Raw genomic sequence first — 26,808 nt, forward strand, 5'->3', positions numbered from 1 at the left:
CGGTTCCTTGTTCTGTCAGTTATTTAACGATCTGAATGCGGCCGGCAGGCATGTTCAGGCCGAACGGCGTGCCCGCCTTGTCCATCTTGACCAAGTACTCGACGAGCACGTCGAAGTCGCGCACCTGGGTGTCGAATTTATTCGGTGCGTCCTTGAAGACCGGGAAGTTGTCGCCTCCTTCGGCTAAAAAGTTATTCGCCACGATGCGATAGCTGCTTGCGTCATCAAGCGCCCTGCCGTTCAGCATCAAGCTGCCCGGCACCACGCGCGCGCCACGCGGGGCGGCCGGGTTCCAGGTGTAGGAAAAGCCGTTCGAAATTTGCAGGATCGAGTCCTCGGCCGCGCCCGGGCGCACCCATTGCTGCTCGAGCAGCGCGCGGATCTGGGCCCCGGTCAAGTCCATGGCGACCATGGTATTGCCGAACGGGACGACGATTTGCACTTGGCCATAGCTCGCCACCATGTTTTCGCCCACGTCCAGGTCCTTGCGGATGCCGCCGGCGTTCATGAATGCAATTTTCACGCCGTGGGCGCGGGTGGCGTTAAGCATCGCGTCGGCGATCAGGTCGCCGATGGCGCTTTCGCCGGCGGGCGTGGCCTTGCGTCCAATCGTGCGCGCCGACACGCGCGCCAGCGGTCTGGCCAAAGCTTGCTCGCTGCGCGCGCGCGCCGCCTTCAGATAGGCCGCCACGGCTTCGTGCGGCGGATACTGGCCCGGCTTGACCACCACGTTTTTCACGCCGATGTCGAGCACGGCGCTGGTGGCCGGATCGACCGTGAGGGCGATGCGCGAGAGCACGTGCCCGCCCATCTCAGCCTGGGTCACGGTACGCCCGTCGACCTTGCACTGGAAACCCTTGTGCGTGTGGCCCGACACGATCAGGCGAATGGCGGGATCGAGCCGCTTGACGATGCCCACGATCGGGCCTTTGAGTTCGGTGCAGTCGGGCTTGTCGAACGGTTCGCTGGTGCTGCCGCCTTCATGGATCAGCACCACGAACACGCTCGCGCCCTTGGCCCGCATGTCGGGAATGACAGCGTTGATGGCGTCGGCTTCATCGACAAACGACAGGCCCACGATGCCTGAGGCGAGCACCACCGAAGCGGCGTCCTTGAGCACGGCGCCGATGAAGCCGACCTTCACGCCCTTGACGTCGGCGATGCGGTAGGCGGGTAGGAAGGGCTTGCCGGTGGCGCTGTCGAGCACATTGGCGGCCAGGTAGGTGAACCCGGCGCCTTTGAAATTGGGCGCGAACTGGCAGGCGCGCTCGGGCACGATGGACACGCAGCCGCCGTTTTGCTGGCGCAGCAGTTCGGCGCGGCCCTTGTCGAATTCATGGTTGCCCACGGAACTTGCAAACAGGCCGGCCATGGTCAGCGCCTGCAGGCTCGGCTCGTCGGCCCACATGGAACTCATGGCGGGGCTGGCGCCGATCAGGTCGCCAGCGCCGACCACCAGCAGGCTGGGATCGTCGCGCCGCCAGGCTTGCAGGGCGGCAGCGATGTTGTCGATGCCGCCGGCGAGCTGCGGCGGCGAACGTGCGCCGTCACGCGGCTGCGCGGCGCTGGTGTAGTCGAACTTGGTGGCGTCGAGGTGGCCGTGGAAATCGTTCATGCCAACCAGGTTGATCTGGATCGGCGCTGCCGGGCGCGTGGCGCAACCGGTCATCAGGCAAGCCGCCGCGAGCGCTGCGCAGAGGGGGCGGAGAAATGTAGTCATAGATGAGAGAATAACCGAAGCGGGCGCACTCGGGCGCCAGCTCAGCGGTGAAAATGGTTTCGTTATGTATCAAGGGTGGATCGAAGGCGCACTCGAACGGCCGCGCCAGCAATGAAAAAAGCGGCTGGTGTTGCCACCAGCCGCTTCGTCGCGCTTCAAGGCGACCGCGCCGCGGTCGCCGGTCAGTTCGATCAGAACTCGTAACGTGCGGTGACCTGGACGGCCCACTGCGACTCGCTGCGGCCGGACTTGAGGACATAGTCTTCAACCTTGTCGCTGACCTGGTACACATACTTGCCATCTTGCATACCGGCGTAGTCGACGAAACTACGGGCATTGCCGCCAGCGCTGGCGAAGGCCACCTCGTTGATACGGCCCCATTTTTTGTTCAGCAGGTTGCCGAAGTTCTGGAAGTCGAGCACTAACACGCCCTTGTTACCTTTGAACAAACCAGGAACTTCCTGGCTCAGACGCAGGTCGATGCTGTTGGTCCACGGTGCGAAAGCCGATTGACGCTCGGTGACGCCGCCGGCCGCATCGCGCAGCTGCTTGTTGGCGTTGACGGTATTCCAGAAGCTGGTCTCGGCTGTCTTGACCGTGGCAGTGTCGCCGCGGAAGATCACTTCGCCGGAACCGAAAGCCTTCGGGATGTACATCAGGTCGTTCGATGCCGTGCCGTCGCCGTTCATGTCGTTGTTAAAGGTCCAGCTGTATGGCTTGCCGGTACGGCCTTCATAGAACGCGCCAAACGAGGTTTTGTAGCTGCCGAAGAAGCGCTTTTCCCAAGTGAGGGACGCATTGACGCGATCCTTGACCAGGTACGACGAATTCGCCGCGATTTCTTCGTTCGGGTTGAACACGGCGCGCGCGCCAAAGTTCGAGCCCGACGTCGATGACGTCAGGTTCGATACTTCGGTCGCGTCGGTGTAGGTGTAAGCCACGTTCCAACGCAGGTCCTTGTTCTTCGAATTGGCCAGCGACAGCGACACCAGGTTGCCGCCGCCTTTTTTCGTTTCCGTCACTTTCAGCACATCGGTGAACGCAGCGTTCGAGAGCGCCTTGTTGCGAAAGCCTGCGCACTGCGGGCCGTTGGGGAGGGTGCTGTTGCTGGTGTTAAAGCCGCCAGTGCCGTTGGCGCACGCTGCGTTGTAGCCTTGCTCGGTCCAGAACATGTCGCGGCCGTCCGGGCCCTTGCGGGTTGGCGCGCCCAGGTTGAGACTTTGGAAGTACAGGCCGGTGTTGACCTTGGTGTGCAGGTATTCAACGCCGACAACCAGGCCGAACCAAGGCAGCTCATGCTCGGCGCCGAGGTTGCCTTTCCAGACCGAAGGCTGCGACAAGCCATGGGCCAGAACGTCGACCTGGGCTGCACCCACGCCAGGTGGGATCTGCTGATTGTTTGGGTCAGGGTTGAATTTGTTTACGGTGGAACAGGCAGCGAACGAACCGCCGCAGCCGACCGTGATGGCAGCCACGCCAGGGTTGGCGAATGGATTGCCGAGCCAGACGTTCAGCGCAGCGCCGCCGAACAGGCCAACGCCGCCGCGAATCTGGGTAGGACGCGAGAATTGCGGTGTGAAATTGAAGCCCACGCGCGGCTGGAACAGCTTCTCGCCGTCAACCGTTTCCTGGTTATCCAGACCGAAACCACCCTTGTTGCGAAACAGCGTTGCCGTGGTGAGACCGTAGGTGCCGGCCACGGTTGGCAGTGCGACCTGGTCGTTCTTGCGCGGACGCTGGTCGGTGCTGTACGCATCGTAACGCACGCCGTAAGTCATCTTCAGTTGTGGACTGACGGTCCAGGTGTCTTGCAGGAACAAACCAGTGTTGGCCAGTTCCCAGAGCGCCGCGGTGTCTGCCAGGGTAGTGCCCGGATTCGGGTATTGATAGGTGTACGCATTGGCGCGGCCACGGGCGAAGTTTTCCAGCGCCGCTTTTTCAATCAATGTCTGCGGCGAGGTGCTGCAGTTGACCGCGACCGTGTTCAAGCCTGGCGTGGTGTAGAAGCCGGAGTTAAGGGCGGCGTTGATACAGGCAAAGGTATAGTTACCCTTGTTGTTTTGCAGGAAGCCGTTGAACATCGTGTTCTTCGCGTAGTCCATGCCACCCTTGACTTCGTGGGCGCCGTGGGTCCACGTTGCACCGTAGTACATGTCGATGGTCTTGGTGTCGAGGTCGTTGTAGTGGCGGCTGCGCTCGGTACCGAAATTGATGAAACGGTTAGCGACCTTCGCGCCGGCAGGCGCATCGGCTGGCAAGGTACCACCGATCTGCAGGCTCATCGCAGGCAGGTTTGCGGAGTTGACATAGTTCTTGCCACTGTCGCGGCGCGACACCTTCGCTTCGGTCGAGAAGGTCGGCGTCCAGTCGGCGAACCACTGCACGACGCTCGATTCGATCGTCTTGTTTTCCAGGTAATTTTGGGATGACAGGCCAACCCCGCTCGCGTTGTAACCGGCGACGATCGGCTCGGCCTGGGTGGTTTTCTGCCAGCGCAGGCTGACGCGGTGGTCGTCGTTGACGTTCCAGTCCAGCTTGAGCAGGCGGTCCTGCACCTTCAGCTCCGGGCCGCCTTGCTGGGCGGTGGTGCCTGGATCGAAGCCATAGGTGGCCTTGGCAATGCGGCGCAGTTCGTCGATCGACGACTGGGTGATCGCCACGTTGTTGGCGGCGCTGCCAATTTGGCCAAATACCGGCGCTGCCTGCGACTTGGAATCTTCGGCGCTGACAAACAAGAACAGCTTGTCCTTGATCAGCGGGCCACCCAGGGTGAGGCCGGTGGTGCGCTCTTTGAAGTCTGGCGCCGGACCGTAAGTATCGGCCACGCGGTTGTAACGATCACCCGTCAGGCGCTGGTCACGGTAGACCTGGTAGACGCTGCCCTTCCAGGTGTTGGTGCCCGACTTGGTGACCGCATTGATGTTCGCGCCGGTGTAACCCTTTTGCGTGACATCGTAGTTCGAAATATTGACCTGCACCGACTGGATCGAGTCGATCGAGATGGGCTGCTTGTTGGTCGGCAGGCCGTTCGCTTCCAGGCCGAAGGTGTCGCTGATCGACACGCCATCGATGGTGATCGAATTAAAGCGCGAGTTCTGGCCGCCGGCCGAGATTTCGCCACGCTCTTTGTCGGTCTGCGACAGGCGTGGATCGAGGCGGGCATAGTCCGACAGGCTGCGCTGGATCGAGCTCAATGCCGCCAGTTCCTTGCTGCCGATCGAGGTGCCGGCGCCCATCGAGCTGGTGTTGAATTTGCCGCCGGCTGCGCGGCCAGCGATCGTCACGGTCTGGATCGGAGCGCCCAGGGTAGCATCGACATTGGCCGTTTCGGCCAACTGGAGGTATACATTTTCAAATTTTTCCGCAACGCCGTCCTTGGTCACCGTGACGGTGTAAGGACCGCCCACGCGCAGGCCGCGCGCCGAGTAACGGCCCTGGGAGTCGGCCACGACTTTGCTGACCGAACCCGATTCCATGTGGACGATCGTGACCTGGGCGCCTGCGACCGGAGCGCCGCTGGCGTTGGAAACCCGGCCACCGATTGCCGAGGTCGTATTCTGCGCCAGGACTGGCGTCGAGATGGCCAAGGCCATGGAAAGCGCGAACGCGAGCTTAGTAAGCTGCAGCCGATTGTGATTGATCATTGTATAACCCCAAATTGAACTAAATAGTGATGTCGAAACCCGGTAAAGGTCCCGTTCTGTACTTTGCTGCGATCTGCGGGGACGTCGTTGCTAACGCGGCCCTCTGTTTCAATGTAAACCTGATTTTTGATAGTGCATTTACGACAGCAAAACTTACGACGGCGCAATTTTATTCCGGCACCATGTCAGCCTGATGACATGAACTACACACACAATTTGTTACGTATTCGATCAACTATGCATGAAACGGCTTCGTTATGACAAATACCATTTCGCTTAATCATTTATACGAGAAACATATAAATTAGCTAATAGAAGTAGTTTTAATGACCTAAAAATGGGTGTTCCATAGCGAAAATCTCTAGGGCCGATTATAAATGAGCCATTCTGGAGAGAAATCCTTTCATCGTCATTTTCGACAAAGGTTGGTCCGGGCACGCAAATGTGTAGCAGGCTGACCACACACATGCACAGAGCTTAATATTTTGGGATTGGCCGATGAACATCGGCGCAGGAAAAAGCTTGTTTTTCCGGCAGCGTTGCACTGCCGGAATGCAGCAAATACTGTCAGCGCCGCGCGCCCGCCACCGCCTGCGCCGGCAGGGCAGCGATGGCAGCCTCGAATGCCGCGTAGCGCTCGTCAAGCTGGGCCGACAGGCGTTTTTTGTCCGCTGCCGGCAGGAAAGCGTAGCGCAGGCTGTTATACGAGACCTTCTTGATCTCGGCATAGCTCGGCTTGTAGCGGCTGGCGAACAGTGCATATTCCTGCGCCAGCGTGTGGCGCGTGACGCCGGCGTCGTCGGTTGCGATCACGTACGGCACGCCATACTTGCGGTACAGCGTGACGGGATGATTGTCGCCCTTGATGCCGGAGATGAACGCATTGCTGGTCAGGTTGATTTCGACCGGGATGTCGCGCTCGCGCATGGTCTTCAGGATGCCGATCGCGTTCGATTCGTGCGCCAGGTCGATGCCGTGGCCGATGCGGTTGGCGCCGGCCAGGTGCAGCGCCTGGTCGATGTGAAAGCGCAGGCCGTCCGGCGGCACGTCGCCCAGCGCCAGTTCGCCGGCGTGCAGCGCCAGCTTCACGTGCGGATACCGGGTTTTCAGGAACTGGAACATTTTCATGTGCAGCGTGTAGCCGCGCATGGAGCTCGGTGCGCTCTCCTGGCCGACGATATTGACCCCCACGATCAGCGGCGACTGGCCCGACGCCTTGAAGGCCGACAGCATCGATGAAAACACCTGGGACGGGGCGAGCAGGCGCAGCACGTAGGCCTGGTAGCGCATCGTGAAGCGCTCGTCGTCGACACCGGCATGCGCCTGGCCGACCTGGGTGACGTAGTCGGCCACGCCCTTGTTGAAGGCGGCGTCCTGCTCGAGCGCCCCGCTCCAGGCGCGCATTGCCTCGGTCAGGGCGGCGTCGTCGTCGCCCGCCTGGCTGATTTTGGCGTCAAAGCTGGCGTTGGGCGTCAGCGGCGCCAGCTTGAACATGGTTTCGATGTAGCCGACGTGTTCCTGGATCGCGCGCTTTTTCAGTTCGAGCAGGCCGTCATTGAAGTTGTTGCTTGAAACCGGGCCGAAAAAGCCGAAGGTCTGGAAGAACTGGCGGTCGGGCGGACTCTGGATGGCGCCATGGTTGTCGAAATCCTTGCTCGACCAGCGTTGCAGCAATTCACGGTAGGTGAAGTCGTCGGCCAGGATTTCGCCCGACGACAGGCAGCTGCGCTCTAGCGCCGGCTTGTCGCGCTCCTTGGCGACCGTTTCCTTGTTGGTTTCAATGCGGTAGCTGGACTTGTAGACGCAAAAGCCCTGCTTGTCGACCCAGTCGACGTATTGTTCGGCGTAGATCGCGCCTGAATAATGGTGGTGCAGGTCGCCGCCCTTGGGCATTTGCGAGAAGAACAGGGTCAACTCGGCCGTTTTGGGCTCGCCCGAGATGAGGGACGCCAGGTGGCGCGCAGTGGCCGCTTCGTTCGATGTGGCAGCCGGTGGTTTGGCGTGTGCACTCGCGGCCAGGGCCAGCGCCAGGGCAATGGTCAGGCAGCTCGATTTGATGATCATGGTCTTCTTCTCGGTAAGATAATGAGGTCGCCTACGGCGGTTTTCGTAGGGCGCAAAGCGATAACGCATTGCGCCGAAGGTTCGCGATAACACGGCACACCCCTTCGGCGCAATGCACTGCGCTTTTGCGCCCTACGTTTTTTGATGCACCAACTGTCCGCAGGCGAAGGTCGCCTCGATCACGCGGTCGTCGCCCAGCAGCGCCAGCGCAAACAGCAACTCTTCAAGGTTGTCGCAGCGCGCCGTGCGGCGCGCCAGCAGCGGCGTCGCCTTCGGGTCGAGCACGATGAAATCAGCCTCGGCGCCAGCGACGAAATTGCCGATCGTCCCTTCCAGTTGCATGCTGCGGGCAGCGCCCAGCGTCGCCAGGTAAAACATGCGCGCGGCCGGCAGGTAGCTGCCTTTCAAGCGTGCTACTTTATAGGCTTCATTCATTGTTTGCAACATCGAGAATGACGTGCCGCCGCCCACGTCGGTCGCCAGCGACAGCGCCACGCCCGCAGCGTCGGCTTTTTCAAAATCAAACAGGCCGCTGCCCAGGAACAGGTTCGAGGTCGGGCAGATCGCCGCCGCAGCGCCCGATTCGGCCATGCGCGCAAAGTCGCGTTCATCGAGCCAGATGCAGTGTCCATACATGGCGCGCTCGCGCATCAGCCCGACGTTGTCGTACACGTCCAGGTAGCTGCGCGCGCCGGGGAACAGCGACTGTACCCACTTGCATTCGTCCGGGTTTTCCGACACGTGCGTCTGGATGTAGGTGTCGGGATAAGCCTTGGCCAGCTCGCCCGTCAGGCGCAGCTGCGCCTCGGTCGACGTGGGCGCAAAGCGCGGCGTGATCGCGTACATGTTGCGGCCCTGCTTGTGCCACTTGCGGATCAGCTCTTCGCTGTCGCGCGCCCCGCCTTCGGCCGTATCGCACAAAAAGTCGGGGCAATTGCGGTCCATGAGGATCTTCCCGGCCGCCATGCGCAGGTTGCGCGCCTGGCTGGCCTCGAAAAACGCATCGACCGACTCGCGGTGCACGGTGCAGTAGACCATGGCGGTCGTGGTCCCGCAGCGCAGCAGCTGGTCGAGAAAAAACTCGGCCACTTCGCGCGCGTGCACCGGGTCGCCGAACTGGCGCTCGGTGGGAAAGGTGTAGGTTTCGAGCCATGGCAGCAGGCCGGGCGCGGGCGAGGCGATCATGTCGGTCTGAGGGAAATGCAGGTGGGTGTCGATAAAGCCGGGCATGATCAGCTTGCCGCGGTAGGCGGCCACCGGCGCGCCCTGAGGCAGCGTTTCAACCAAGCTGGCATAGTCGCCGGCAGCTTTTACCTTGCCATTTTCAACGATCAGCAAGCCGTCTTCATGCCAGGAGAAAGCATCCTGGATCAGCGCAGGGTCAGCGTGAAAGTGCAGCAAGCTTGCTCGGTAGGCCTGCACTGGTTGAGGTGTTGCGTTTGACATCAAGTTCTTTCGGATTACATGTTGGATGAGGCTACCAGTCTAAGTGGCGCAAGGCCAGCGCCGGCGTGCGCGGACGCTTCCCAGACGGTGAGCAACTGGGCGCACACCGAGGCGGCGATCACCGCCGGCGCCTTGCCGGCAATGCCGGGCAGCCCGATCGGGCAGACCATGGCGTCGATGCGCTTCCGGTCCGCGCCCCGTTCGAGCAGCCGGTGTTCGAACTGGCGCCGCTTGGTGACCGAACCAATCAGGCCGAACCAGCCGACGTCGGCGCGCGCCAGGATCGCTTGTGCCAGACGCTGGTCGAGCGCGTGGCTGTGCGTCATGACTAAATACGATGCGCCGGGCGGCGCGGATGCCACCAGCGCCTCGGGCGTGTCGCAGGCCTCGAGCGTGACGTTGGCCGGCACATCCGTCGGGAACATATCGTCGCGCTCGTCGACCCAGGTGACGCTGCATGGCAGGTGCGCCAGCGCGCGCACAATCGCCGCGCCCACATGGCCGGCGCCGAACAGCACCAGGTGCGCGCGCGGCGCAAGCACCGGGTCGACCAGCCAGCGCCGTCCGTCCGCTTCCTGCATCACATGGGTTGGTTGGCTGCGGTCGAACCTGGGCGCGGGCGCGCCGTGCAACTGGCGCGCATCGCCGTCTAACAGCGCACTGTCGGCGCGACCGTCGAGCGCCACGAGGCGCCAGCTGTCCTGGAAGCGCCGTTCATTTAGCAGTGAAGCGTGACCCGGATCGGCCAGTTCGAACGCCAGGTGCACCACCCCGCCGCAGCACTGGCCCAGGCTTGGCCCCAGTGCAAACCGTTCCAGGTGGCGCTGCCGCCCGTCCTGCAGCATGGCGCGCGCGATCTCCACCGCGCGCAATTCAAGGTGGCCGCCGCCGATGGTATCGACCACGCGATCTCTTGACACCAGCATCTTGGCACCCGCTTCACGGGGGACCGAACCCTGCACGATTGCCACCGTGACCAGCATGGCAGGACCTGCGAGGATGGCTGAACGCCAGTCCATCTCAGAGAACCTTGGCCACGGCAGCTTCAACGGCAGCGATGGCATTGAGGATCGCTTCGCTGGTCGCCGGCGCGTTCAATGGCGGATTGACCTTGTGGCCGCCCACGCTGGAGACAGCGTCGCGGATGGCGAAAAACACCGAGAACGGCAGCAGCAATGGCGGCTCGCCCACAGCCTTGGAGCGGTGAATGCTGTCTTCGACATTGCTGTTCTCGTACAGGCGCACGCGGAAGTCTTCCGGGCAGTCCGACACGCCGGGTATTTTGTAAGTCGACGGCGCATGCGTCATCAACTTGCCGGCCGGGTTCCACCACAGCTCCTCGGTGGTCAGCCAGCCCATGCCCTGAATAAAGGCGCCTTCGACCTGGCCGATGTCGATCGCCGGGTTGAGCGACTTGCCGGCGTCGTACAGCGCGTCGGCGCGCAACAGCTTCCATTCGCCGGTCAGCGTGTCCACCACGACTTCGGCCACCGCCGCGCCGTAGGCGTAGTACGAGAAAGGGTGACCGTTCATGGTCTTGGGGTCCCAGTGCAGATTGGGCGTGGCGTAAAAGCCGTCGGACCACAGCTGCACGCGCGCCAGGTAAGCTTTTTGCACCAGCACCGGGAACGGCACTTGATGTCCGTTGACGCGCACCGTATCGGCGGCAAACACCACCGCTGCCTGGTCGCCGCCATACAGCTTGACGGCGTACGCGCTCAAGCGCTCGCGGATCTGGCGCGCCGCATCCTGGGCCGCTTTCCCGTTCAGGTCGGCCCCGGTGGAGGCGGCCGTGGCCGACGTATTGGCGACCTTGCTGGTGTCGGTGGCGGTAGCGCGCACGTGGGCCATGTCCACGCCAAGTTCGTGCGCGACAACCTGCATCACCTTGGTGTTGATGCCCTGCCCCATCTCGGTGCCGCCATGGTTGACCAGGATCGAGCCGTCCACGTACACGTGCACCAGCGCGCCGGCCTGATTCAGGTGGGTGACGTTAAAGGCAATGCCGAACTTGACGGGCGTGAGCGCCAGCCCTTTTTTGAGCACCGGGCTGCTGCTGTTGTAGGCGGCAATCGCCGCGCGGCGCGCGCGATAGTCGCTGCTCGCTTCCAGTTCGGCCGTCAGCGCATGGATCACGTTGTCGACGACGACCTGGCCGTAGGGCGTGACGTTGTTGGCGTCGCGCCCGTAGAAATTGAGGCGCCGGATGTCGAGCGCATCGCGCCCCAGGTTACGGGCAATTTCGTCGATGATGTACTCGATGGCGATGGCGCCTTGCGGCCCGCCAAAGCCGCGAAACGCTGTATTGGACTGGGTATTGGTCTTGCCGCAGGCGGCGCGGATATCGACGTCGGACAGATAGTAGGTATTGTCGAAGTGGCAGACGGCGCGCGTGGCGACCGGCCCGGACAAGTCGGCCGAGTAGCCGGCGCGGCTGACCATGTCGACCTTGGCCGCGAGGATCTTGCCGCTGTCGTCGTAGCCGACTTCATATTCGTAATGGAAGCAGTGGCGCTTGCCGGTAACGAGCATGTCGTCATCGCGGTCGGCGCGCAGCTTAACCGGTCGCAAGAGCCGCGCCGCCGCAATCGCCGACGCCGCAGCCCACAGCGCCGACTGCGACTCCTTGCCGCCAAAGCCGCCGCCCATGCGCCGGCATTCGACGACGATGTGATGCGAGTGCACCCCGAGCGCATGCGCCACCACGTGCTGCATCTCGCTCGGGTGCTGGGTGGAACAGAGCACCAGCATGCCCTTGTCTTCCTTGGGGATCGCGTAAGAAATCTGCCCTTCAAGGTAGAACTGCTCCTGCCCGCCCACATACAGTTCGCCCTTGAGCGTATGGGGCGCCTTTTCAAACGCGTCCTGGTAGTTGCCGCGCGCCAGATGCATGGGCGGCAGCACGTATGACTTGGCCGCGCGCGCCGCTTGCGGCGTCAGGATCGCAGGCAGCTCGTCGTACGTCACCAGGGCGCGCCTGGCGGCGCGGCGGGCGTGGTCATGGGTGTCGGCCACGACGATGAAGATGGGCTGGCCCACGTACATGACCAGGCCATCGGCGAGGATCGGGTCGTCGTGGATGATGGGGCCGCAGTCGTTGGTGCCGGGGATGTCCTCGCAGGTGAACACCGCCACCACGCCTTCGCTTGCGCGCACCGCTGCCAGGTCGATGGCAAGGATTTTCGCGTGCGCCTTGGACGACAGACCAAGCGCCGCGTGCAGCGTGCCTCTTAATTCGGCGATGTCGTCGGTGTAGGTGGCCTGGCCGAGCACGTGGAGCGCGGCTGATTCATGCGCGCGGGGCACGCCAATGCCGGCCCACGCTGCCACTGCTGGTACGCCTGCGTCATTCATCATGTTCTCCTTACGCGCGCACGGCGAAAACGTTGAGCGCGGCGGCGGCGAGCGGCGCATCGAGGCGCGTCTCGAACCAGAAACGGCGCAGCAGGTTCTGGGCGCTCTTCATGCGGTATGCGCTCGAGGCGCGCATGTCCGACAGGGGCGCGAAATCGTTCTCCATCATCGCCATGGCGGCGCTGACGGTGTCGTCCGTCCATGGTTTGCCGACCAACAGCGCTTCGGTGGCGGCGGCGCGTTTGGGGGTGGCGGCCATGCCGCCAAAGGCGATGCGCGCCTCGCTGACAAGCTGGCCGTCAAAGCGGAACGCAAAGGCGGCGCACACGGCCGAAATATCCTGGTCGAAGCGCTTGGCCAGTTTGTAGGTGCGAAAGTGCACGCCTTCGCGCGGCAGCGGCACGCGCAGCGACTGCACGAATTCGCCGGGCAGCATGTCCTTTTGTTGGTAGGCGAGATACAGGTCTTCGAGCGGCATGATGCGCTGGCCGGCGGCCGACGCGAGCACCACCTGGCTGCCAAGCGCGATCAGCCACGGCATCGAGTCGCCGATCGGCGAGCCATTGGCGACATTGCCACCCAGCGTGCCCGCATTGCGGATCGGGAGCGAGGCGAAACGCTGCCACATCTGGGTCAATTCGTCGGGATAGTGCTCCGCGAGTGCCTGGTAGGCGTCTTCGAGCGTGACGCCGGCGCCGATCTCGAGCATGGCGCCGTCCTGCGCGATGTGCCCGAGCGCGGCGACGTGGCCGAGGTAGATGATGTCGCCCAGGTCACGCATCTGCTTGGTGATCCACAGGCCGACGTCGGTGGAGCCGGCCAGCAGCGTAGCCTCGGGGTGCGCGGCGCGCAGGGAAATCAGTTCGGCGAGGGTGCGCGGGGCATGGAAGTTACGGCCGGCGGCGCTGTAGGTGGCCAGCGCGCTTCGCTGCAGCGGCGCGAGCTGCGCGGCCAATGCGGCGCGGTCGAACGCGACCGGCGCCAGCTCGCCCATGCGCATGGCGGCGTCGATGATGGGGCGGTAGCCGGTGCAGCGGCACAGGTTGCCCGAGAGAGCGTCGTTGATCTGGCAGCGGGTGGGCTGTTTGCCTCCCTGTTTCAGGTACATGCTCCACAAGGACATCACGAAGCCGGGCGTGCAAAAGCCGCACTGGGAGCCGTGGCATTCCACCATCGCCTGCTGGACCGGATGGAGCGCGCCGCCAGGCTGCTGCAGGTCTTCGACCGAGAACAGCGCCTTGCCGTCGAGGGTGGGCGTGAGCTGGATGCAGGCGTTGACCGCTTTCAGTTCGAGCTGGCCGTCGCGCAGCGAGCCGATGACAACCGTGCAGGCGCCGCAGTCGCCTTCCGCGCAACCTTCCTTGGTGCCGGTGCAGTGCAGGTCTTCGCGCAGGTGCTGGAGGATCGTCTGCGTGGGGGCGGCGCTGGTGACTTCGCGCACGGCGCCCTGGTAGTAGAAACGTATCGGTTGTGACATTATTGCCTCGGCTTTATCCCAGTGTACAAGGTTAGCACCGCAGGGGTGTATCAGTATGGTTTTTGATTGATGTTGGATATCAGTAAAAACCAATACTGTGGCGACTCTGGCGGAATGCGCTCGCGCTTTTCCGCCCTACGGAAATCGCTGTGCATAGGGCGCAAAAGCGTCAGCGCATTGCGCCATGTTCGCATCACGCAAGCAACGGAAAGCACCGTTCGTAGGGCGGAAAAGCGCAAGCGCATTGCGCCATGCGTGCGTCCCGTAAACAGCGGAAAGCACCGCTCGTGGTGCGGAAAAGCGTCAGCGCATTGCGCCATGCCCGCGTCACGCAAACGGATGCGTCGCCTTCCAGTGCCGGGCGATGTCGATGCGCCGGGTAATCCACACCTTATCGTGCCCTTGCACATAATCGAGAAATCTGGCCAACGCCGCCGCCCTGCCCGGGCGTCCCACAATCCGGCAATGCAGCCCGATCGACAGCATCTTCGGCTGGTTCAGCTCGGCCGGATCGCCCTCGGCATACAAGGTGTCGAACGCATCCTTCAAATAATCAAAAAACTGCGTCCCAGAATTGAACCCCTGCATGGCCGCGAACCGCATGTCGTTCGTATCGAGCGTATACGGCACAATCAGCTGCGGCGTCACCGCCGCATTCCCATCCCCGTCCAGATGCTCGACCTGCTGCCAGAACGGCAAATCATCCCCGTAGTTGTCGGCATCATATTCAAACCCGCCATGTTCGACCACGAGCCGGCGCGTATTGGGCGAATCGCGCCCTGTGTACCAGCCCTGTGGCGCCTGGCCCGTCAGCTCGGTGATGATCTGCACCGCTTCGGCCATGTGGGCGCGCTCGGTGGCCTCGTCCACGTTCTGATACGAGATCCATTTGAGTCCATGGCAGGCAATCTCGTGCCCAAGCTGCCGGAACGCGGCCACCGCTTCAAGATTGCGCTTGAGCGCCATCGACACGCCAAAGACGGTCAGCGGCAGCTTGCGTTCTTCGAACATGCGCAGCAGGCGCCACAGGCCAGCGCGCGAACCGTATTCATACAGCGACTCCATGCTCATATGCCGGGCCGGAAACGCCGCTGCACCAATGATTTCAGATAAAAACGTCTCTGAGGCGGGGTCGCCATGCAACACATTATTCTCGCCGCCCTCTTCATAATTGAGCACGAACTGCAGCGCGAGCCTGGCCTGGCCGGGCCACTGCGGGTGCACGGGATGGCGACCGTAGCCGATCAGGTCGCGGGGATAACTGTCATAGGTCGTCATGGGCACAGTATTGAGGCTGGTATATCCGGCATCATATAGCCACGGCACTGCCCCGGTATATGATTGACAGGATATACAAATCACTTTTCGGATATAGGAGCGGTATGGGAAAACTCAGTACGCATGTGCTCGACACGACGCAGGGCAAGCCCGGCGCAGGCGTGGGCATCGAGCTGTACCTCATCAATGGGGCGGAGCGGACCTTGCTCAAGCGCGACAGCACCAACCAGGATGGGCGCTGCGCCGTCCCGCTGCTTGAAGGCGAGCAGATGCAGCCTGGCCAGTACGAGCTGGTCTTTGCCGCCGGCGACTACTTCGCCGCGCAGGGCGTGGACCTGCCCTCCCCGCGCTTCGTCGACCGCGTGACGATCGCTTTCGGCATTGCCTACGCCGACCAGAATTACCATGTGCCGCTGGTGGTAACGCCCTGGTCGTACTCCACCTATCGGGGCAGCTAATCCAGAATAACGGGGCAAGCGAACCAAACTGCGCTATTCTTTCCCCATAGGTGTTTCGGGAGAAATCCAGGAGAAATTCATGTCCTTGCACATAGTCCACTTCATCGGCCCCATCAATCACGGTTCCGCCTGTACCGTGCGCAACCTGTGCCTGCAAGCCCTGCAAAGCGGGGCCACCGCGATCGAACTCCACATGTCGACCGAGGGCGGCAATATGACCGCCGGCTTCGCCCTGTATTTCTTTCTCAAATCGCTGCCGTTGCCCCTGACGACGTATAACGTGGGCAGCGTGGAATCGGTCGGCGTGGTCATTTTCCTGGCCGGCGAAAAGCGCTACGCCTGCCCCGGCACGCGCTTCCTGGTGCACCCGCTGCACTGGGGCTTTGGCAGCCAGGTCGCGGCCGACCACGCGCGCGTGAGCGAATGGCGCGACTGCCTCGATTTTGACGCCGAACGCTATGCCCGCATTTTCGAGGAAGCGACTTGCAACGCCGGCGTGAAGGACGAGATCCGCAGCCACCTGCTCGGCAATGCGCGCATCTTCGACGCTACCGAGGCGCTCGAGGCCGGCATCATCCATAAAGCGGCGCAGGCGCGCCTGCCTGAAATGGGCGAAACGTCGCACTGGTGGAATGGCTGACCCGCCAGCGCCGCCTGCCTGGTTGCCGGACGCAAACTACTGCGCCAACTTGCACGCAAACCGGCGTTGACTTAGAATCGCTAGCTCTGCGGTTGCCGAAGTGGCAAGCGCAACGCTCTGGTGCGGCCTGCTTTTCCGCCGTCCAGTTTCCCACGCACGTTTCTTTACGGTGAGCCTTGGATACCGTGCCACTCTGGGTGCCAGTTGCTGCGCTCATCTTCTTAATTTCCTGCTCGGCATTTTTCGCGATGGCGGAAACGGCGCTGATGGCGGCCAACCGCTACCGCCTGCGCAGCCTGGCCAAGCGCGGCCACCGCGGCGCGATCACCACGCTGTGGCTGCTCGATCGCACCGACCAGTTGCTCTCGCTGATCTTGATCGCCAATACGCTGGTCAACGTCACCGCCACCGCGCTGGCCACCGCGATTGCCATCCTCGCCTTCGGCTACGACGACAGCGCGATTGCGATTGCCATTGCACTGCTGGCCTTTGTGCTGATCGTGTTCGCCGAGATTACGCCCAAATTCATTGGCGCCAGCTATCCTGAAAACATTTCGCTGGGCGCAAGCAAAGTGCTCAAACCCTTGATGACGCTGGCTGGGCCGCTGACCTGGTTCGTCAACCTGTTCGTCAAACTGGTGCTCAAGATTATTAACGTGCGCCCCGCCAATGCGGCCCAGCTGCATCGCGTCTCGCCCGAGGAATTGCGCTCCATCGTGCTCGAAGGCGGCAACTTCATTCCGCAAAAGCACAAGAGCATCTTGCTGAACCTGTTCGATCTGGATAGCACGTCGGTCGACGATATCATGACCCCGCGCGCCCAGATCGAGGCGCTCAACCTGGCCGTGCCGGTGGCCGACATCAAAAGCCAGCTGACCACCTGTTACCACAACAAGCTGCCCGTCTACGAGGGCGAAATCAACCATATCGTGGGCATCTTGCACGTGCGCCACGCGGTGGCGCTGCTCAACGAAGACGAGGAATTGACGGTCCAGCATTTCCGCGACTTGCTCAGCACGCCGTACTACATTCCGCAAGACACCAGCGTCTTTACCCAGCTGCAGTATTTCCAGGAAAACAAGGAACGCCTGGGCATCATTGTGGACGAATACGGCGAGGTGCAAGGCTTGGTGACGCTCGACGATATCATCGAGGAAATGATCGGTGAATTTACGACATCGGTTCCCGGTGCGGCCCGCAGCGAAACCTTCAGCTGGGACGGGCACGGCGAGTGCCTGCTCGAAGGCACCACCGCGCTGCGCGACATCAACAAGCGGCTGGAACTGGATTTCCCGCTGGACGGCCCGAAAACGCTCAACGGCCTGATGCTGGAACAGTTGCAGGATATCCCCGAGGCACCCATCAGCCTGAAAATCGGCGACGTCGTAATCGAGGTTATCCAAGTCAAAAACCAGGCGATCAAGGTCGTCAAACTGCGTCGTCCGGCGCCTTCGCGCTACGCCTGAACAGCCGCCCGCAAGAAAAAGCAACATCTGTGGCGATTGTGTCTACGTGGTATGCACGCCTCTCCTCTTGCGGTAAATCCTTTACAAATTTGATGCTCCGGGGCATGATCCAAGGCAGCGCGCTGCTCCCGTGAGTTCTGGCGAGCCCTCTTGTCACTTCCTCACTTTTTAACTGACGCATTCAACTATGGCAGCTGTCCTCCCGACCCCGGCAACAGGCGCACCGATGTCCGGCCTGGCGCGCGCGCTGATGCAAGCGGGCCGCCTGTCGATGCCGCAGGCCGATGCGCTGCAAAAGAAGGCGGCAATTGAAAAGATCGCGTTCATCGATGCCTTGATCGGCGGCGGTATCATCGACGCCAAGTCGCTCGCCGCGTTTTGCTCGGAGACCTTCGGCTACCCGCTGATGGACCTGGCCACGTTCAGCCAGGCGTCGCTGCCGCCGGGCGCCATCGACAACAAGCTGATGCAAACGCAGCGCGTCATCGCGCTGGCCAAGCGCGGCAATAAAATGTCGGTCGCCATTTCCGACCCCACCAATACGCAGGCGCTCGACCAGATCAAGTTCCAGAGCGAAGCGCAGGTCGAGCCGGTGATCGTGGCGCACGACACGCTACTGGCCTGGCTCAATTCGCTGGGCAAGACGGCCGAGCAAAGCATCACCGAAATGTCGATCGGCGACGATGAAGAAATTCAGTTTGCCGACGACGCCGCCGGGCCGGCGTCGGTCATCGATGCGGCGCAAAATGAAATCGAAGACGCGCCGATCGTCAAGTTTCTGAACAAGATTTTGATGGACGCGATCAACCTGGGCGCCTCCGACATTCACTTCGAGCCGTTCGAAAAATTCTACCGGATCCGCCTGCGCGTGGACGGCGTGCTGCGCGAGCACGCGCAGCCGCCGGTCGGCATCAAGGACAAGCTGGTGTCGCGCATCAAGGTGCTCTCCAAGCTCGACATTTCCGAAAAGCGCGTGCCGCAAGACGGCCGCATGCGCCTGGTGCTCTCGCCCGTCAAGGCGATCGATTTCCGGGTCAGCACCTGCCCCACGCTGTTCGGCGAAAAAACCGTGATGCGTATTCTCGACGCGACCCAGGCCCAGATGGGCATTGACGCGCTCGGCTACGATCCGGACCAGAAGGAAACCTTGCTCGAAGCAATCCAGCGGCCTTACGGCATGGTGCTGGTGACGGGCCCGACCGGTTCGGGCAAGACCGTCTCGCTGTACACCTGCCTGAACGTGATCAACAAGCCGGGCATTAACATTTCGACAGCCGAAGACCCGGCCGAGATCAACTTGCCGGGCGTAAACCAGGTCAACATCAACGACCGCGCCGGCTTGACCTTCCCGGTGGCGCTCAAGGCGTTTTTGCGCCAGGATCCCGACATCATCATGGTGGGCGAGATCCGCGACCTGGAAACGGCCGACATTGCGATCAAGGCCGCGCAAACGGGTCACATGGTGTTTTCCACGTTGCACACCAACGATGCGCCTGCCACCCTGACGCGCTTGATGAACATGGGCGTGGCGCCGTTTAACATTGCCTCGTCCGTCATTTTGATCACCGCGCAGCGCCTCGCGCGCCGTCTGTGCACCTGCAAAAAACCGCTCGAAGCATCCACCGAAATCTTGCTGGCGGCCGGCTTCAAGCCGGAAGAACTCGACGGCTGGAAGCCGTACGGCCCGGTTGGCTGCGAGCGCTGCCTGGGCGGCGGCTACAAGGGCCGGGTCGGCATCTACCAAATCATGCCGATCACCCCGGCCATCGAACAAATTATTCTCGCTAACGGCAATTCAAGTCAAATTGCCACCCAATCAGAAGCGGAAGGCGTGAAATCCCTGCGCCGCTCGGGGCTGATGAAAGTCAAGCAAGGGCTGACCAGCCTGGAAGAAGTGCTCGGCTGCACTAACGAATAGGAATCATATGGCTACTGCACCACTAAAAAGCATCGCGCCCAAGGAAGCAATCTACTCCTGGGAAGGCAAGGACAAGAGCGGCAAGCCGGTGCGCGGCGAAATTCGCGCCGGCGGCGAAGCGATTGTCAGCGTCACCTTGCGCCGCCAGGGCGTCATGGTCACCAAGGTCAAGAAAAAGTCCATGCGCAAGGGCAAGAAGATCAGCGACAAGGATGTGTCGCTGTTCACGCGCCAGCTGGCCACGATGATGAAGGCAGGCGTGCCGCTGCTGCAATCGTTCGACATCGTCAGCAAGGGCCACTCGAACCCGTCGATGGCCAAGCTGATCCAGGACTTGCGCTCCGACATTGAAACCGGTACCAGCCTGAACAACGCGTTCCGCAAGTATCCGCTGTATTTCGACGCTCTGTTCTGCAACCTGGTGGGCGCCGGCGAACAAGCCGGTATTCTGGAAGACTTGCTCACGCGCCTGGCCATTTACAAGGAAAAGACGCTGGCGATCAAGTCCAAGATCAAGTCGGCGCTGATGTACCCGGTCTCGATCCTGGGCATCGCGTTTATCGTCACCGCCATCATCATGATCTGGGTGGTGCCGGCGTTTAAATCGGTGTTCGCCAGCTTCGGCGCCGACTTGCCGGGCCCGACCCTGATCGTGATGGGCATTTCCGACTTCTTCGTGCAATGGTGGTGGGCCATTTTCGGCAGCCTGTTTGCCGGAATCTATTTTTTCTTCCAGAGCTGGAGACGTTCGGTCAAGATGCAGCGCACGATGGATCACATCATGCTGAAAATTCCCATTTTCGGCCCCGTGATCCGCAAGGCGGCCATTGCGCGCTGGACGCGCACCTTGGCCACCATGTTCGCCGCCGGCGTGCCGCTGGTCGAAGCGCTCGATTCGGTGGGCGGCGCTTCGGGCAATGCGCTGTACGCCGAAGCGACCAAGAAAATCCAGAACGAAGTGTCGACCGGCACCAGCCTGACAATGGCGATGCAAAACGCCGACGTGTTTCCGCCGATCGTCACGCAAATGGTGGCCATCGGCGAAGAATCGGGCGCGCTCGACTCGATGCTGGGCAAGGTCGCCGGCTTTTTCGAAGATGAAGTCGACGAGGCCGTCGCCGGCCTGTCGGCGCTGATGGAGCCGCTCATCATGGTAATCCTGGGCGTATTGATTGGCGGCATGGTGATTGCCATGTACTTGCCGATCTTCAAACTCGGCTCTGTGGTCTGACCCCGTTGTTGGCATGACCCCGGTGGTCTGACCCCAATGTCGGCATGGCGGCGCAACGCCGCCATGCCGCCCCGCGCGGGCGGCATGGCCACCGGCTAACCCTGATTCCCTGGAAACTATGCAAGAATTTCTTTTCGCCGCCCCCGGCGCGCTTGGTCCGACGCTGGTCGCCGCCGTGCTCGGGCTGCTGCTGGGCAGTTTTCTCAATGTCGTGATCTACCGCATGCCCAAGATGATGCAGCGCGAATTCGACAACGCCTGCGCCGACAACTGCGGCAAGCAACCGGTCCACACCGACACCTTCAACCTGTCGGTGCCGCGCTCGGCCTGCCCTTGCTGCGGGCACAAGATCAGCGCGCTGGAAAACTTCCCCGTCATCAGCTACCTGGTACTGCGCGGCAAATGCCGTGGCTGCAAGGCGCGCATATCGCCGCGCTACCCCATCATCGAAGCGATTGCCGGCGCGCTGTCGGCGCTGATGATCTGGACTTTCGGCAGCGGCTGGGGCGGCATGGCGGCAATGGCCTTCGTGCTGCTGCTGCTGGCGATGACGTTCATCGACCTGGACACCATGTTCCTGCCCGACGACCTGACCTATCCGCTGCTGTGGCTGGGCCTGCTCATCAACCTGAACGGCACCTTCACGCCGCTGCGCGACGCCGTCATCGGCGCCGTCGCCGGCTACATGGCGCTGTGGAGCGTGAACATGCTGTATAAACTGGTCAGGAAGCGCGACGGCATGGGCGGGGGCGACCTCAAGCTGCTGGCCGGACTGGGCGCATGGATGGGCTGGCAAATGCTGCCGGCGATCATCCTGCTGTCGTCGGCAGTGGGCGCGCTGGTGGGCATTGCCATGATCGTGTTTCGCAACCACGGGCGCGAGCAGCCGATTCCTTTCGGCCCCTACCTCACCGGCGCCGGCTTGCTGGCCATGCTGTACGGGCCCGAAATCACGAGCACGATGCAACGCTTCTTGCAGCCTTGAATACGGACCATCGCATGCCAGCAACGCCACCCCGGTTTGCCGTCGGCCTGACCGGCGGCATCGGCTGCGGCAAGACCACGGTGGCCAATATGTTTGCCGCGCTGGGCGCCACGCTGGTCGACACCGACGAGATCGCACACGCGCTGACCGCGCCCGGCGGCGCCGCAATGCCGGCGCTGACCGACGCCTTCGGCGCCGCCTTTGCCACGCCCGACGGCGCCATGGACCGCGCGCGCATGCGTTCGCTGGTGTTTTCCGACCCCGCCGCCAAAGCGCGCCTGGAAGCGATCCTGCATCCGCGCATCCGCGACGCCGCGCTGGCCGCCGCCGCGCGCGCCAGCGGCAGTTACGTCATGTATGTGGTGCCGCTGCTGATCGAGTCCGGCACCTGGCGCGCGCGCGTGGCGCGGGTGCTGGCGATCGACTGCCCGGAAGCGGTGCAGGTGGCGCGCGTAATGGCCCGCAATGGCTTGACCGAAGAGCAAGTGCGCGCCATCATGGCCACGCAGGTGACGCGCGCCGAACGCCTGGCGGGCGCTGACGACGTCATTACAAATGACGGGGCGATCAATACGCTGGAGCCCCAAATCGCCCTGTTACACGCCCAATACCTGGTTTTTTCCGAGAGATTGTCCCGATTGCCAAGCGAGCGTTTGTAATTTTGTCTCTGTTGGTTCAGAATCACGAGATTGTCTGTCGGCCAAACCATAAAGGGATGTCATTTTGATCGTCTACGAATACCCTTTCAACGAGCGCATTCGCACGTTGTTGCGGCTGGAAGACCTGTACGAAAAATTCAAGTTCTTTGTTCACCAAGAACACGCCATGCAACACCACGTTGCGCTGTCCACGATTTTCGACATGCTCGAGGTGGCCGGGCGCGCCGACCTCAAATCCGACCTGCTCCAGGAACTGGAGCGTCAAAAGCAAAGCCTGCTGAGCTACCGCTCCAATCCCAACGTGGCCGCCGAGATGCTCGACGCGGTCCTGGCCGAACTGGAAACGGTCAGCAGCGCGCTGGTCGCAGCCCAAGGCAAGACGGGCCAGAACGTGCGCGACAACGAGTGGCTGATGAGCATCCGGGGGCGCACCATCATTCCCGGCGGCGCCTGCGAATTCGACCTGCCCTCGTACTACGCCTGGCAAAAGCGCCCGGCCGAGCAGCGCTTCAACGACATCGTCACCTGGTTCGCTCCGCTCGCGCCCCTGTTCGACGCGCTCGCGCTGGTATTGCGCCTGCTGCGCGACTCCGGCGGTCCGGTTAAAATGATCGCCGTTGCGGGAAGCTATCAGCAGATGCTGCAAGGCAAGGTCTACCAGATGCTGCGCCTGACCCTCGACGAGACGAGCGGCGCCATTCCCGAAATTTCTGCAAACAAATATATGTTGTGGGTTCGCTTCACGACCCAGGGCGGCGACCTGAAACCGAAGCCGCTGGAAGATGACGTACCGTTCGAACTCACGCTGTGCAACTTTTAATGCTGTGAGGTCACCGCCATGCCCGTAGTTAGCTGTCCTACCTGTGCCAAAAAAGTCGAATGGTCCGAGGCCAACAAGTACCGCCCCTTCTGCTCGGAACGCTGCAAGCAGATCGACCTGGGCGCCTGGGCCGAGGAAAAATACACGATACCGGGCGCGCCCGCCCACGATGAGGTGTTGCCCGACCAGGACAATCACTGAGCCGTCGCGCCCTGCGCCGGTGTTGTTGCACGTTCGTGCTGATGCTCGACGCGCCGCGCCCCGGCGTCAACAATACGGACGATGTGCTGACGGACTTGAAGAAAATAATTGACAGCGGCAAGCTGGAAAAGAGCGGAACATGAAAACATCCTCCACCCTTCTCGCCGGCGCCGCGCTCGCGCTGCTGTCAGCCTGTTCCGGCCTGCAGCTCCACCCGTCGTCGCCGAGCGACGTCACCGTGCATTTTGTCGGCATTGGCGGGCACACGCAGTTCTGCACCGCCGACGGGCGCTACGCCACCGAAGAATTCAAGGACAACGGCTATCGCTCCATCAAGTTGCCAGTTGGTAAGCTGATCACCTTGTGGAGCAGCATGTCCTTCGCCGGTTACAACGTCACGAGCTCCTGCGCACCCGCGCTCGCGTTCATACCGGTCGAGGGCAAGCAATACGTCGTCAACGCCGACCTGGTCAACGACAAATGTTTCATCGAGATGGTGCGCGAAGACGCGAGCGTGGAGAGCGGCGTCGTATTTGACACCAGCGTGCAAAAACCATCATGCTGATGCGCGGTGCGGTGCGGCCGGCTGCATGGCGCGCACTGACCGCGTTGACGGCCTTGACCGGATTGACCGCAATGGCCGGAGCCCACGCCGGCACACTGCCGGGCGCGGCCTGCGACGCGCCCCTGCATTCACCCCAGGCCAGGCGCTACGAGCTGCAGGGAACAACAGTGCTGCCGATGAGCGTGCTAGCCGCTGGCAAGCCGGCCGATGTCGAGGTGGCGCGCAGCAGCGGCTGGAAAATGCTCGACGCCGATACCGTCAAGCTGGCCGCCACCTGCCCAAACTCCCGCGTTCGAGACGGTGCGGGCATCGATTCGCAAAAGCGTCGTTGACAGCGCCGCACCGCTCATGGCCCCCGGGGCACACTGAAGAGCGCGCCTTGATGCGCGTCGCATTCGCCTTCTCTGGCATAATTGCCATACGAGATCAGGAGAACGCCGTGGGCATGCACACTTGGGGGAAGCCTTGAGGCTGGACCGCTTTATTCGCGAACGCATGGAAGACATTTTGTGCGAGTGGGAAGCGTTCGCCAAGACCATCGCTCCCGCCGGGGGCAACATGAGCAACCTGGCGCTGCGCGACCATGCCAAGCAAATCCTGACCGCCATCGCGCTCGACATCGAGACCGAGCAAAATCCGCAGGAACAAATCGACAAGTCGCAGGGTCTGGCGCTAGATGCCGCGCATGGCCAGAGCGCCGCCTCGATCCACGGCGCGCTGCGCCACGCGAGCGACTTTTCGCTGGTGCAGCTGTCGGGCGAATTTCGCGCCCTGCGCGCCACCGTGCTGCGCCTGTGGCTGCCCCAGATCCAGAACATGACAGAGGCCGTCGGCGACCAGATGGTGCGCTTTAACGAAGCGATCGACCAGGCGCTGGCCGAATCGGTCGTCACGTATTCGGCGCGCGCCGACCATGTGCGCGAACTGTTCCTGGCCATTCTCGGGCACGACCTGCGCGCCCCGCTGTCGAGCATGGCCAGCGCCGGCGAACTGCTCACGCACGCGCGCTTTGACGTCCAGCAGGCACCGGACGTGGGCAGGCGCGTCAAGCGCGGCGCGCGCCTGATGAGCAGCATGGTCGAAGACCTGATCGGCTATACCCGCACCCAGCTTGGGGCCGGCATGCCGACCGTGAAGCACGACGCCGACGTCAAAGACATCTGCCAGGCGGCCATTGAAGACGCCGGCGCGACCCATCCCGACACCGCGTTTGAACTGGAAACCGAGGGCCACCTGACGGGCCACTTCGACAGCGTGCGCCTGCACCAGCTGTTTACCAACCTGCTGGTCAATGCGGCCCAGTACGGCGGCAACGAGGTGCCGGTGCGCATGGTCGCGCGCGCCAGTCCCGAGCACATCATGGTCGATGTCGTCAACGCCGGGCCGGTGATTCCCGCCGAATCGCTGGAAACGATTTTCAGCCCGCTGCTGCAGCTGCCCGGCGTGGCCGAAGACGCGCGCCCGCGCACCAGTCTGGGCCTGGGCCTGTTTGTCGCGCGCGAAATCGCGCTGGCGCACGGCGGCGGCATCAGCGCCACCTCCGATGCAACCGGCACGGTGTTTACCGTGTCGCTGCCGCGCCTGCCGCTGGCCTAATAGCGCGCCATCGACAAGCCTTCCAGGCTGATGTCGGGCTCGCGGCCCGATACGATATCGGCCAGTACCCGCGCCGACCCGCACGACATGGTCCAGCCGAGCGTACCGTGGCCGGTATTGAGAAACAGGTTCGCATACGGCGTGGCGCCGATCACCGGCGTGCCGTCAGGCGTCATCGGCCGTAGCCCGCACCAGAAAATCGCCTTTGTCAGATCGCCCCCGTGCGGAAACAGGTCGGTCACCGCGCGCACCAGCGGCGCGCGACGTTCTTCGCGCAGGCGCATGTCGTAGCCGGCCAGTTCGGCCGTGCCGCCGACCCGGATCCGCTCACCCAGACGCGTGATACCGACCTTGAAGGTCTCGTCCATGACGGTGGACTCGGGCGCGCCTGCGGGGTCGGCCAGCGGCATCGTGATCGAATAGCCCTTGACCGGATAGACCGGGATCGTCACGCCTAAAGGACGCAGCAGCAGCGGCGAATAGCTGCCCATCGCCATGACAAAGGCGTCAGCCTTCAGTTCACCCTCAGAGGTGACGACACCACTGATGCGGGCGCCGTCGGCAGTGAGGCTGCGGATTTCCACCCCGTTGCGGAACTTGACGCCCTTTTTGGCCGCCAGCACCGCCAGCGCCTGGGTGAACTTGAAGCAGTCGCCCGTTTCGTCGCCCGGCAGGCGCAAGCCGCCCAGGATGCGGCCGCGCACCAGCGCCAGCGCCGGCTCCACTTGCTCGCACCCGGCCACGTCGAGCAGCGCATGCGGCACGCCATAGCGCTCGAGCACAGCGATGTCGTGGGCCGCATCGTCAACCTGGCGCTGGTTGCGAAACAATTGCAGCGTGCCCTTGCTGCGCTCGTCGTAGGCGATGCCGGTATCCTTGCGTAGCGCGACCAGGCAATCGCGGCTGTACTCGGCCAGGCGCACCATGCGCGCCTTGTTGATCTCGTAACGCTGGAGGTTGCAGTTGGCCAGCATCTGCGCCATCCAGCGCCACATGGCAAGGTCCAGCGTGGGGCGCACCACCAGCGGGCTGTCGCGCATGAAGAGCCACTGCAGGGCGCGCAGCGGGATGCCGGGAGCGGCCCAAGGGGCAGCCAGGCCGGGCGAGATTTCGCCGGCGTTGGCAAAGCTCGTTTCCAGGCCGGCGCCAGATTGGCGTTCGATGACCGTCACGTCATGGCCGGCCCGGGTGAGGAAGTAGGCGGAAGTGGTGCCGATCACGCCACTGCCGAGGATGATGATTTTCACGCGGGGTCCTTTAAGTATTGAATTGAGCCGCGGGCACGC

21 protein-coding genes are annotated in these 26,808 nt (G+C 62.6%); 12 read left to right on the forward strand and 9 right to left on the reverse strand.

Features of this window, described 5'->3' with window-relative positions; translation table 11 throughout:
• Nucleotides 1–19 precede the first annotated feature (19 nt).
• The 8 genes from ACP7D4_RS05485 to puuE all read right to left on the reverse strand — a co-directional run bounded on the left by ACP7D4_RS05485 (nt 20) and on the right by puuE (nt 14,983).
• Nucleotides 20–1,720 (reverse strand): bifunctional metallophosphatase/5'-nucleotidase, encoded by a 1,701-nt coding sequence (locus ACP7D4_RS05485; protein ID WP_426208064.1) that lies wholly within the window; start codon nt 1,718–1,720, stop codon nt 20–22.
• 191 nt (nt 1,721–1,911) lie between these two features.
• Nucleotides 1,912–5,364: a TonB-dependent receptor domain-containing protein gene (locus ACP7D4_RS05490; RefSeq protein ID WP_426208066.1), complete on the reverse strand. Its 3,453-nt coding sequence runs from the start codon at nt 5,362–5,364 to the stop codon at nt 1,912–1,914.
• A gap of 567 nt (nt 5,365–5,931) precedes the next feature.
• On the reverse strand, nt 5,932–7,428 hold the full coding sequence (locus tag ACP7D4_RS05495; protein ID WP_426208067.1) for an adenosine deaminase: 1,497 nt from the start codon (nt 7,426–7,428) through the stop codon (nt 5,932–5,934).
• Nucleotides 7,429–7,560: 132 nt separating this feature from the next.
• Nucleotides 7,561–8,874: a guanine deaminase gene (gene guaD, locus ACP7D4_RS05500; protein WP_426208069.1), complete on the reverse strand. Its 1,314-nt coding sequence runs from the start codon at nt 8,872–8,874 to the stop codon at nt 7,561–7,563.
• A gap of 14 nt (nt 8,875–8,888) precedes the next feature.
• Nucleotides 8,889–9,893 carry a xanthine dehydrogenase accessory protein XdhC gene (gene xdhC / locus ACP7D4_RS05505; RefSeq protein WP_426208071.1) on the reverse strand — a complete coding sequence of 335 codons (1,005 nt, stop codon included), beginning with the start codon at nt 9,891–9,893 and terminating at the stop codon, nt 8,889–8,891.
• A 1-nt stretch (nt 9,894) separates the two neighbouring features.
• A complete protein-coding gene (xdhB, locus tag ACP7D4_RS05510) occupies nt 9,895–12,228 on the reverse strand; it encodes a xanthine dehydrogenase molybdopterin binding subunit (RefSeq protein ID WP_426208072.1) in 2,334 nt (777 codons plus the stop codon).
• Nucleotides 12,229–12,238: 10 nt separating this feature from the next.
• Complete coding sequence (xdhA, locus tag ACP7D4_RS05515) at nt 12,239–13,705, reverse strand: xanthine dehydrogenase small subunit (protein ID WP_426208074.1); 1,467 nt, start codon at nt 13,703–13,705, stop codon at nt 12,239–12,241.
• Nucleotides 13,706–14,032: 327 nt separating this feature from the next.
• Nucleotides 14,033–14,983: an allantoinase PuuE gene (gene puuE, locus ACP7D4_RS05520; protein WP_426104000.1), complete on the reverse strand. Its 951-nt coding sequence runs from the start codon at nt 14,981–14,983 to the stop codon at nt 14,033–14,035.
• Between the two features lie 104 nt (nt 14,984–15,087).
• Between puuE and uraH the strand changes: the two genes are divergently transcribed.
• The 12 genes from uraH to ACP7D4_RS05580 all read left to right on the forward strand — a co-directional run bounded on the left by uraH (nt 15,088) and on the right by ACP7D4_RS05580 (nt 25,522).
• Entirely contained in the window at nt 15,088–15,441 is a 354-nt protein-coding gene (uraH, locus tag ACP7D4_RS05525; RefSeq protein WP_426104001.1) for a hydroxyisourate hydrolase, read from the forward strand.
• A 64-nt stretch (nt 15,442–15,505) separates the two neighbouring features.
• Nucleotides 15,506–16,081, forward strand: a complete 576-nt coding sequence (locus ACP7D4_RS05530) for an ATP-dependent Clp protease proteolytic subunit (RefSeq protein WP_426104110.1) — start codon at nt 15,506–15,508, stop codon at nt 16,079–16,081.
• Nucleotides 16,082–16,257: 176 nt separating this feature from the next.
• Nucleotides 16,258–17,547: an HlyC/CorC family transporter gene (locus ACP7D4_RS05535; protein WP_426104002.1), complete on the forward strand. Its 1,290-nt coding sequence runs from the start codon at nt 16,258–16,260 to the stop codon at nt 17,545–17,547.
• A gap of 187 nt (nt 17,548–17,734) precedes the next feature.
• Nucleotides 17,735–19,465, forward strand: a complete 1,731-nt coding sequence (pilB, locus tag ACP7D4_RS05540; RefSeq protein ID WP_426104003.1) for a type IV-A pilus assembly ATPase PilB — start codon at nt 17,735–17,737, stop codon at nt 19,463–19,465.
• 7 nt (nt 19,466–19,472) lie between these two features.
• The gene (locus tag ACP7D4_RS05545) at nt 19,473–20,696 is read left to right on the forward strand and encodes a type II secretion system F family protein (protein WP_426104004.1); all 1,224 of its coding nucleotides are present in this window, start codon (nt 19,473–19,475) and stop codon (nt 20,694–20,696) included.
• Between the two features lie 118 nt (nt 20,697–20,814).
• Complete coding sequence (locus tag ACP7D4_RS05550; protein ID WP_426208075.1) at nt 20,815–21,681, forward strand: prepilin peptidase; 867 nt, start codon at nt 20,815–20,817, stop codon at nt 21,679–21,681.
• 14 nt (nt 21,682–21,695) lie between these two features.
• On the forward strand, nt 21,696–22,340 hold the full coding sequence (coaE, locus tag ACP7D4_RS05555; protein ID WP_426104006.1) for a dephospho-CoA kinase: 645 nt from the start codon (nt 21,696–21,698) through the stop codon (nt 22,338–22,340).
• A 64-nt stretch (nt 22,341–22,404) separates the two neighbouring features.
• Nucleotides 22,405–23,160, forward strand: coding sequence for a cell division protein ZapD (gene zapD / locus ACP7D4_RS05560; protein WP_426104007.1), 756 nt, complete (start codon nt 22,405–22,407; stop codon nt 23,158–23,160).
• Between the two features lie 18 nt (nt 23,161–23,178).
• Nucleotides 23,179–23,361: a DNA gyrase inhibitor YacG gene (gene yacG / locus ACP7D4_RS05565; protein WP_426104008.1), complete on the forward strand. Its 183-nt coding sequence runs from the start codon at nt 23,179–23,181 to the stop codon at nt 23,359–23,361.
• Nucleotides 23,362–23,500: 139 nt separating this feature from the next.
• Complete coding sequence (locus ACP7D4_RS05570; RefSeq protein WP_426208077.1) at nt 23,501–23,926, forward strand: hypothetical protein; 426 nt, start codon at nt 23,501–23,503, stop codon at nt 23,924–23,926.
• The gene (locus ACP7D4_RS05575) at nt 23,920–24,258 is read left to right on the forward strand and encodes a TonB family protein (RefSeq protein WP_426208078.1); all 339 of its coding nucleotides are present in this window, start codon (nt 23,920–23,922) and stop codon (nt 24,256–24,258) included. Before ACP7D4_RS05570 ends, ACP7D4_RS05575 begins: the two co-directional genes overlap by 7 nt.
• Nucleotides 24,259–24,421: 163 nt before the next feature.
• A complete protein-coding gene (locus tag ACP7D4_RS05580) occupies nt 24,422–25,522 on the forward strand; it encodes a sensor histidine kinase (protein ID WP_426104011.1) in 1,101 nt (366 codons plus the stop codon).
• Here the strand turns inward: ACP7D4_RS05580 and ACP7D4_RS05585 are convergent.
• Nucleotides 25,519–26,769, reverse strand: a complete 1,251-nt coding sequence (locus ACP7D4_RS05585) for a D-amino acid dehydrogenase (RefSeq protein WP_426208080.1) — start codon at nt 26,767–26,769, stop codon at nt 25,519–25,521. The two genes, ACP7D4_RS05580 and ACP7D4_RS05585, sit on opposite strands and share 4 nt — an antisense overlap.
• Nucleotides 26,770–26,808: the final 39 nt, after the last annotated feature.

Source organism: Massilia sp. TWP1-3-3 (genome assembly GCF_049897805.1).
Classification (GTDB): Bacteria; Pseudomonadota; Gammaproteobacteria; order Burkholderiales; family Burkholderiaceae_D; genus Telluria_A.

Coding starts and splice junctions, on each gene's coding strand:
- ACP7D4_RS05485 (WP_426208064.1), bottom strand. CDS start 1,720: ATGACTACATTTCTCCGCCCCCTCTGCGCAGCGCTCGCGGCGGCTTGC.
- ACP7D4_RS05490 (WP_426208066.1), bottom strand. CDS start 5,364: ATGATCAATCACAATCGGCTGCAGCTTACTAAGCTCGCGTTCGCGCTT.
- ACP7D4_RS05495 (WP_426208067.1), bottom strand. CDS start 7,428: ATGATCATCAAATCGAGCTGCCTGACCATTGCCCTGGCGCTGGCCCTG.
- guaD (WP_426208069.1), bottom strand. CDS start 8,874: ATGTCAAACGCAACACCTCAACCAGTGCAGGCCTACCGAGCAAGCTTG.
- xdhC (WP_426208071.1), bottom strand. CDS start 9,893: ATGGACTGGCGTTCAGCCATCCTCGCAGGTCCTGCCATGCTGGTCACG.
- xdhB (WP_426208072.1), bottom strand. CDS start 12,228: ATGAATGACGCAGGCGTACCAGCAGTGGCAGCGTGGGCCGGCATTGGC.
- xdhA (WP_426208074.1), bottom strand. CDS start 13,705: ATGTCACAACCGATACGTTTCTACTACCAGGGCGCCGTGCGCGAAGTC.
- puuE (WP_426104000.1), bottom strand. CDS start 14,983: ATGACGACCTATGACAGTTATCCCCGCGACCTGATCGGCTACGGTCGC.
- uraH (WP_426104001.1), top strand. CDS start 15,088: ATGGGAAAACTCAGTACGCATGTGCTCGACACGACGCAGGGCAAGCCC.
- pilB (WP_426104003.1), top strand. CDS start 17,735: ATGGCAGCTGTCCTCCCGACCCCGGCAACAGGCGCACCGATGTCCGGC.
- ACP7D4_RS05545 (WP_426104004.1), top strand. CDS start 19,473: ATGGCTACTGCACCACTAAAAAGCATCGCGCCCAAGGAAGCAATCTAC.
- ACP7D4_RS05550 (WP_426208075.1), top strand. CDS start 20,815: ATGCAAGAATTTCTTTTCGCCGCCCCCGGCGCGCTTGGTCCGACGCTG.
- coaE (WP_426104006.1), top strand. CDS start 21,696: ATGCCAGCAACGCCACCCCGGTTTGCCGTCGGCCTGACCGGCGGCATC.
- yacG (WP_426104008.1), top strand. CDS start 23,179: ATGCCCGTAGTTAGCTGTCCTACCTGTGCCAAAAAAGTCGAATGGTCC.
- ACP7D4_RS05570 (WP_426208077.1), top strand. CDS start 23,501: ATGAAAACATCCTCCACCCTTCTCGCCGGCGCCGCGCTCGCGCTGCTG.
- ACP7D4_RS05575 (WP_426208078.1), top strand. CDS start 23,920: ATGCTGATGCGCGGTGCGGTGCGGCCGGCTGCATGGCGCGCACTGACC.
- ACP7D4_RS05580 (WP_426104011.1), top strand. CDS start 24,422: ATGGAAGACATTTTGTGCGAGTGGGAAGCGTTCGCCAAGACCATCGCT.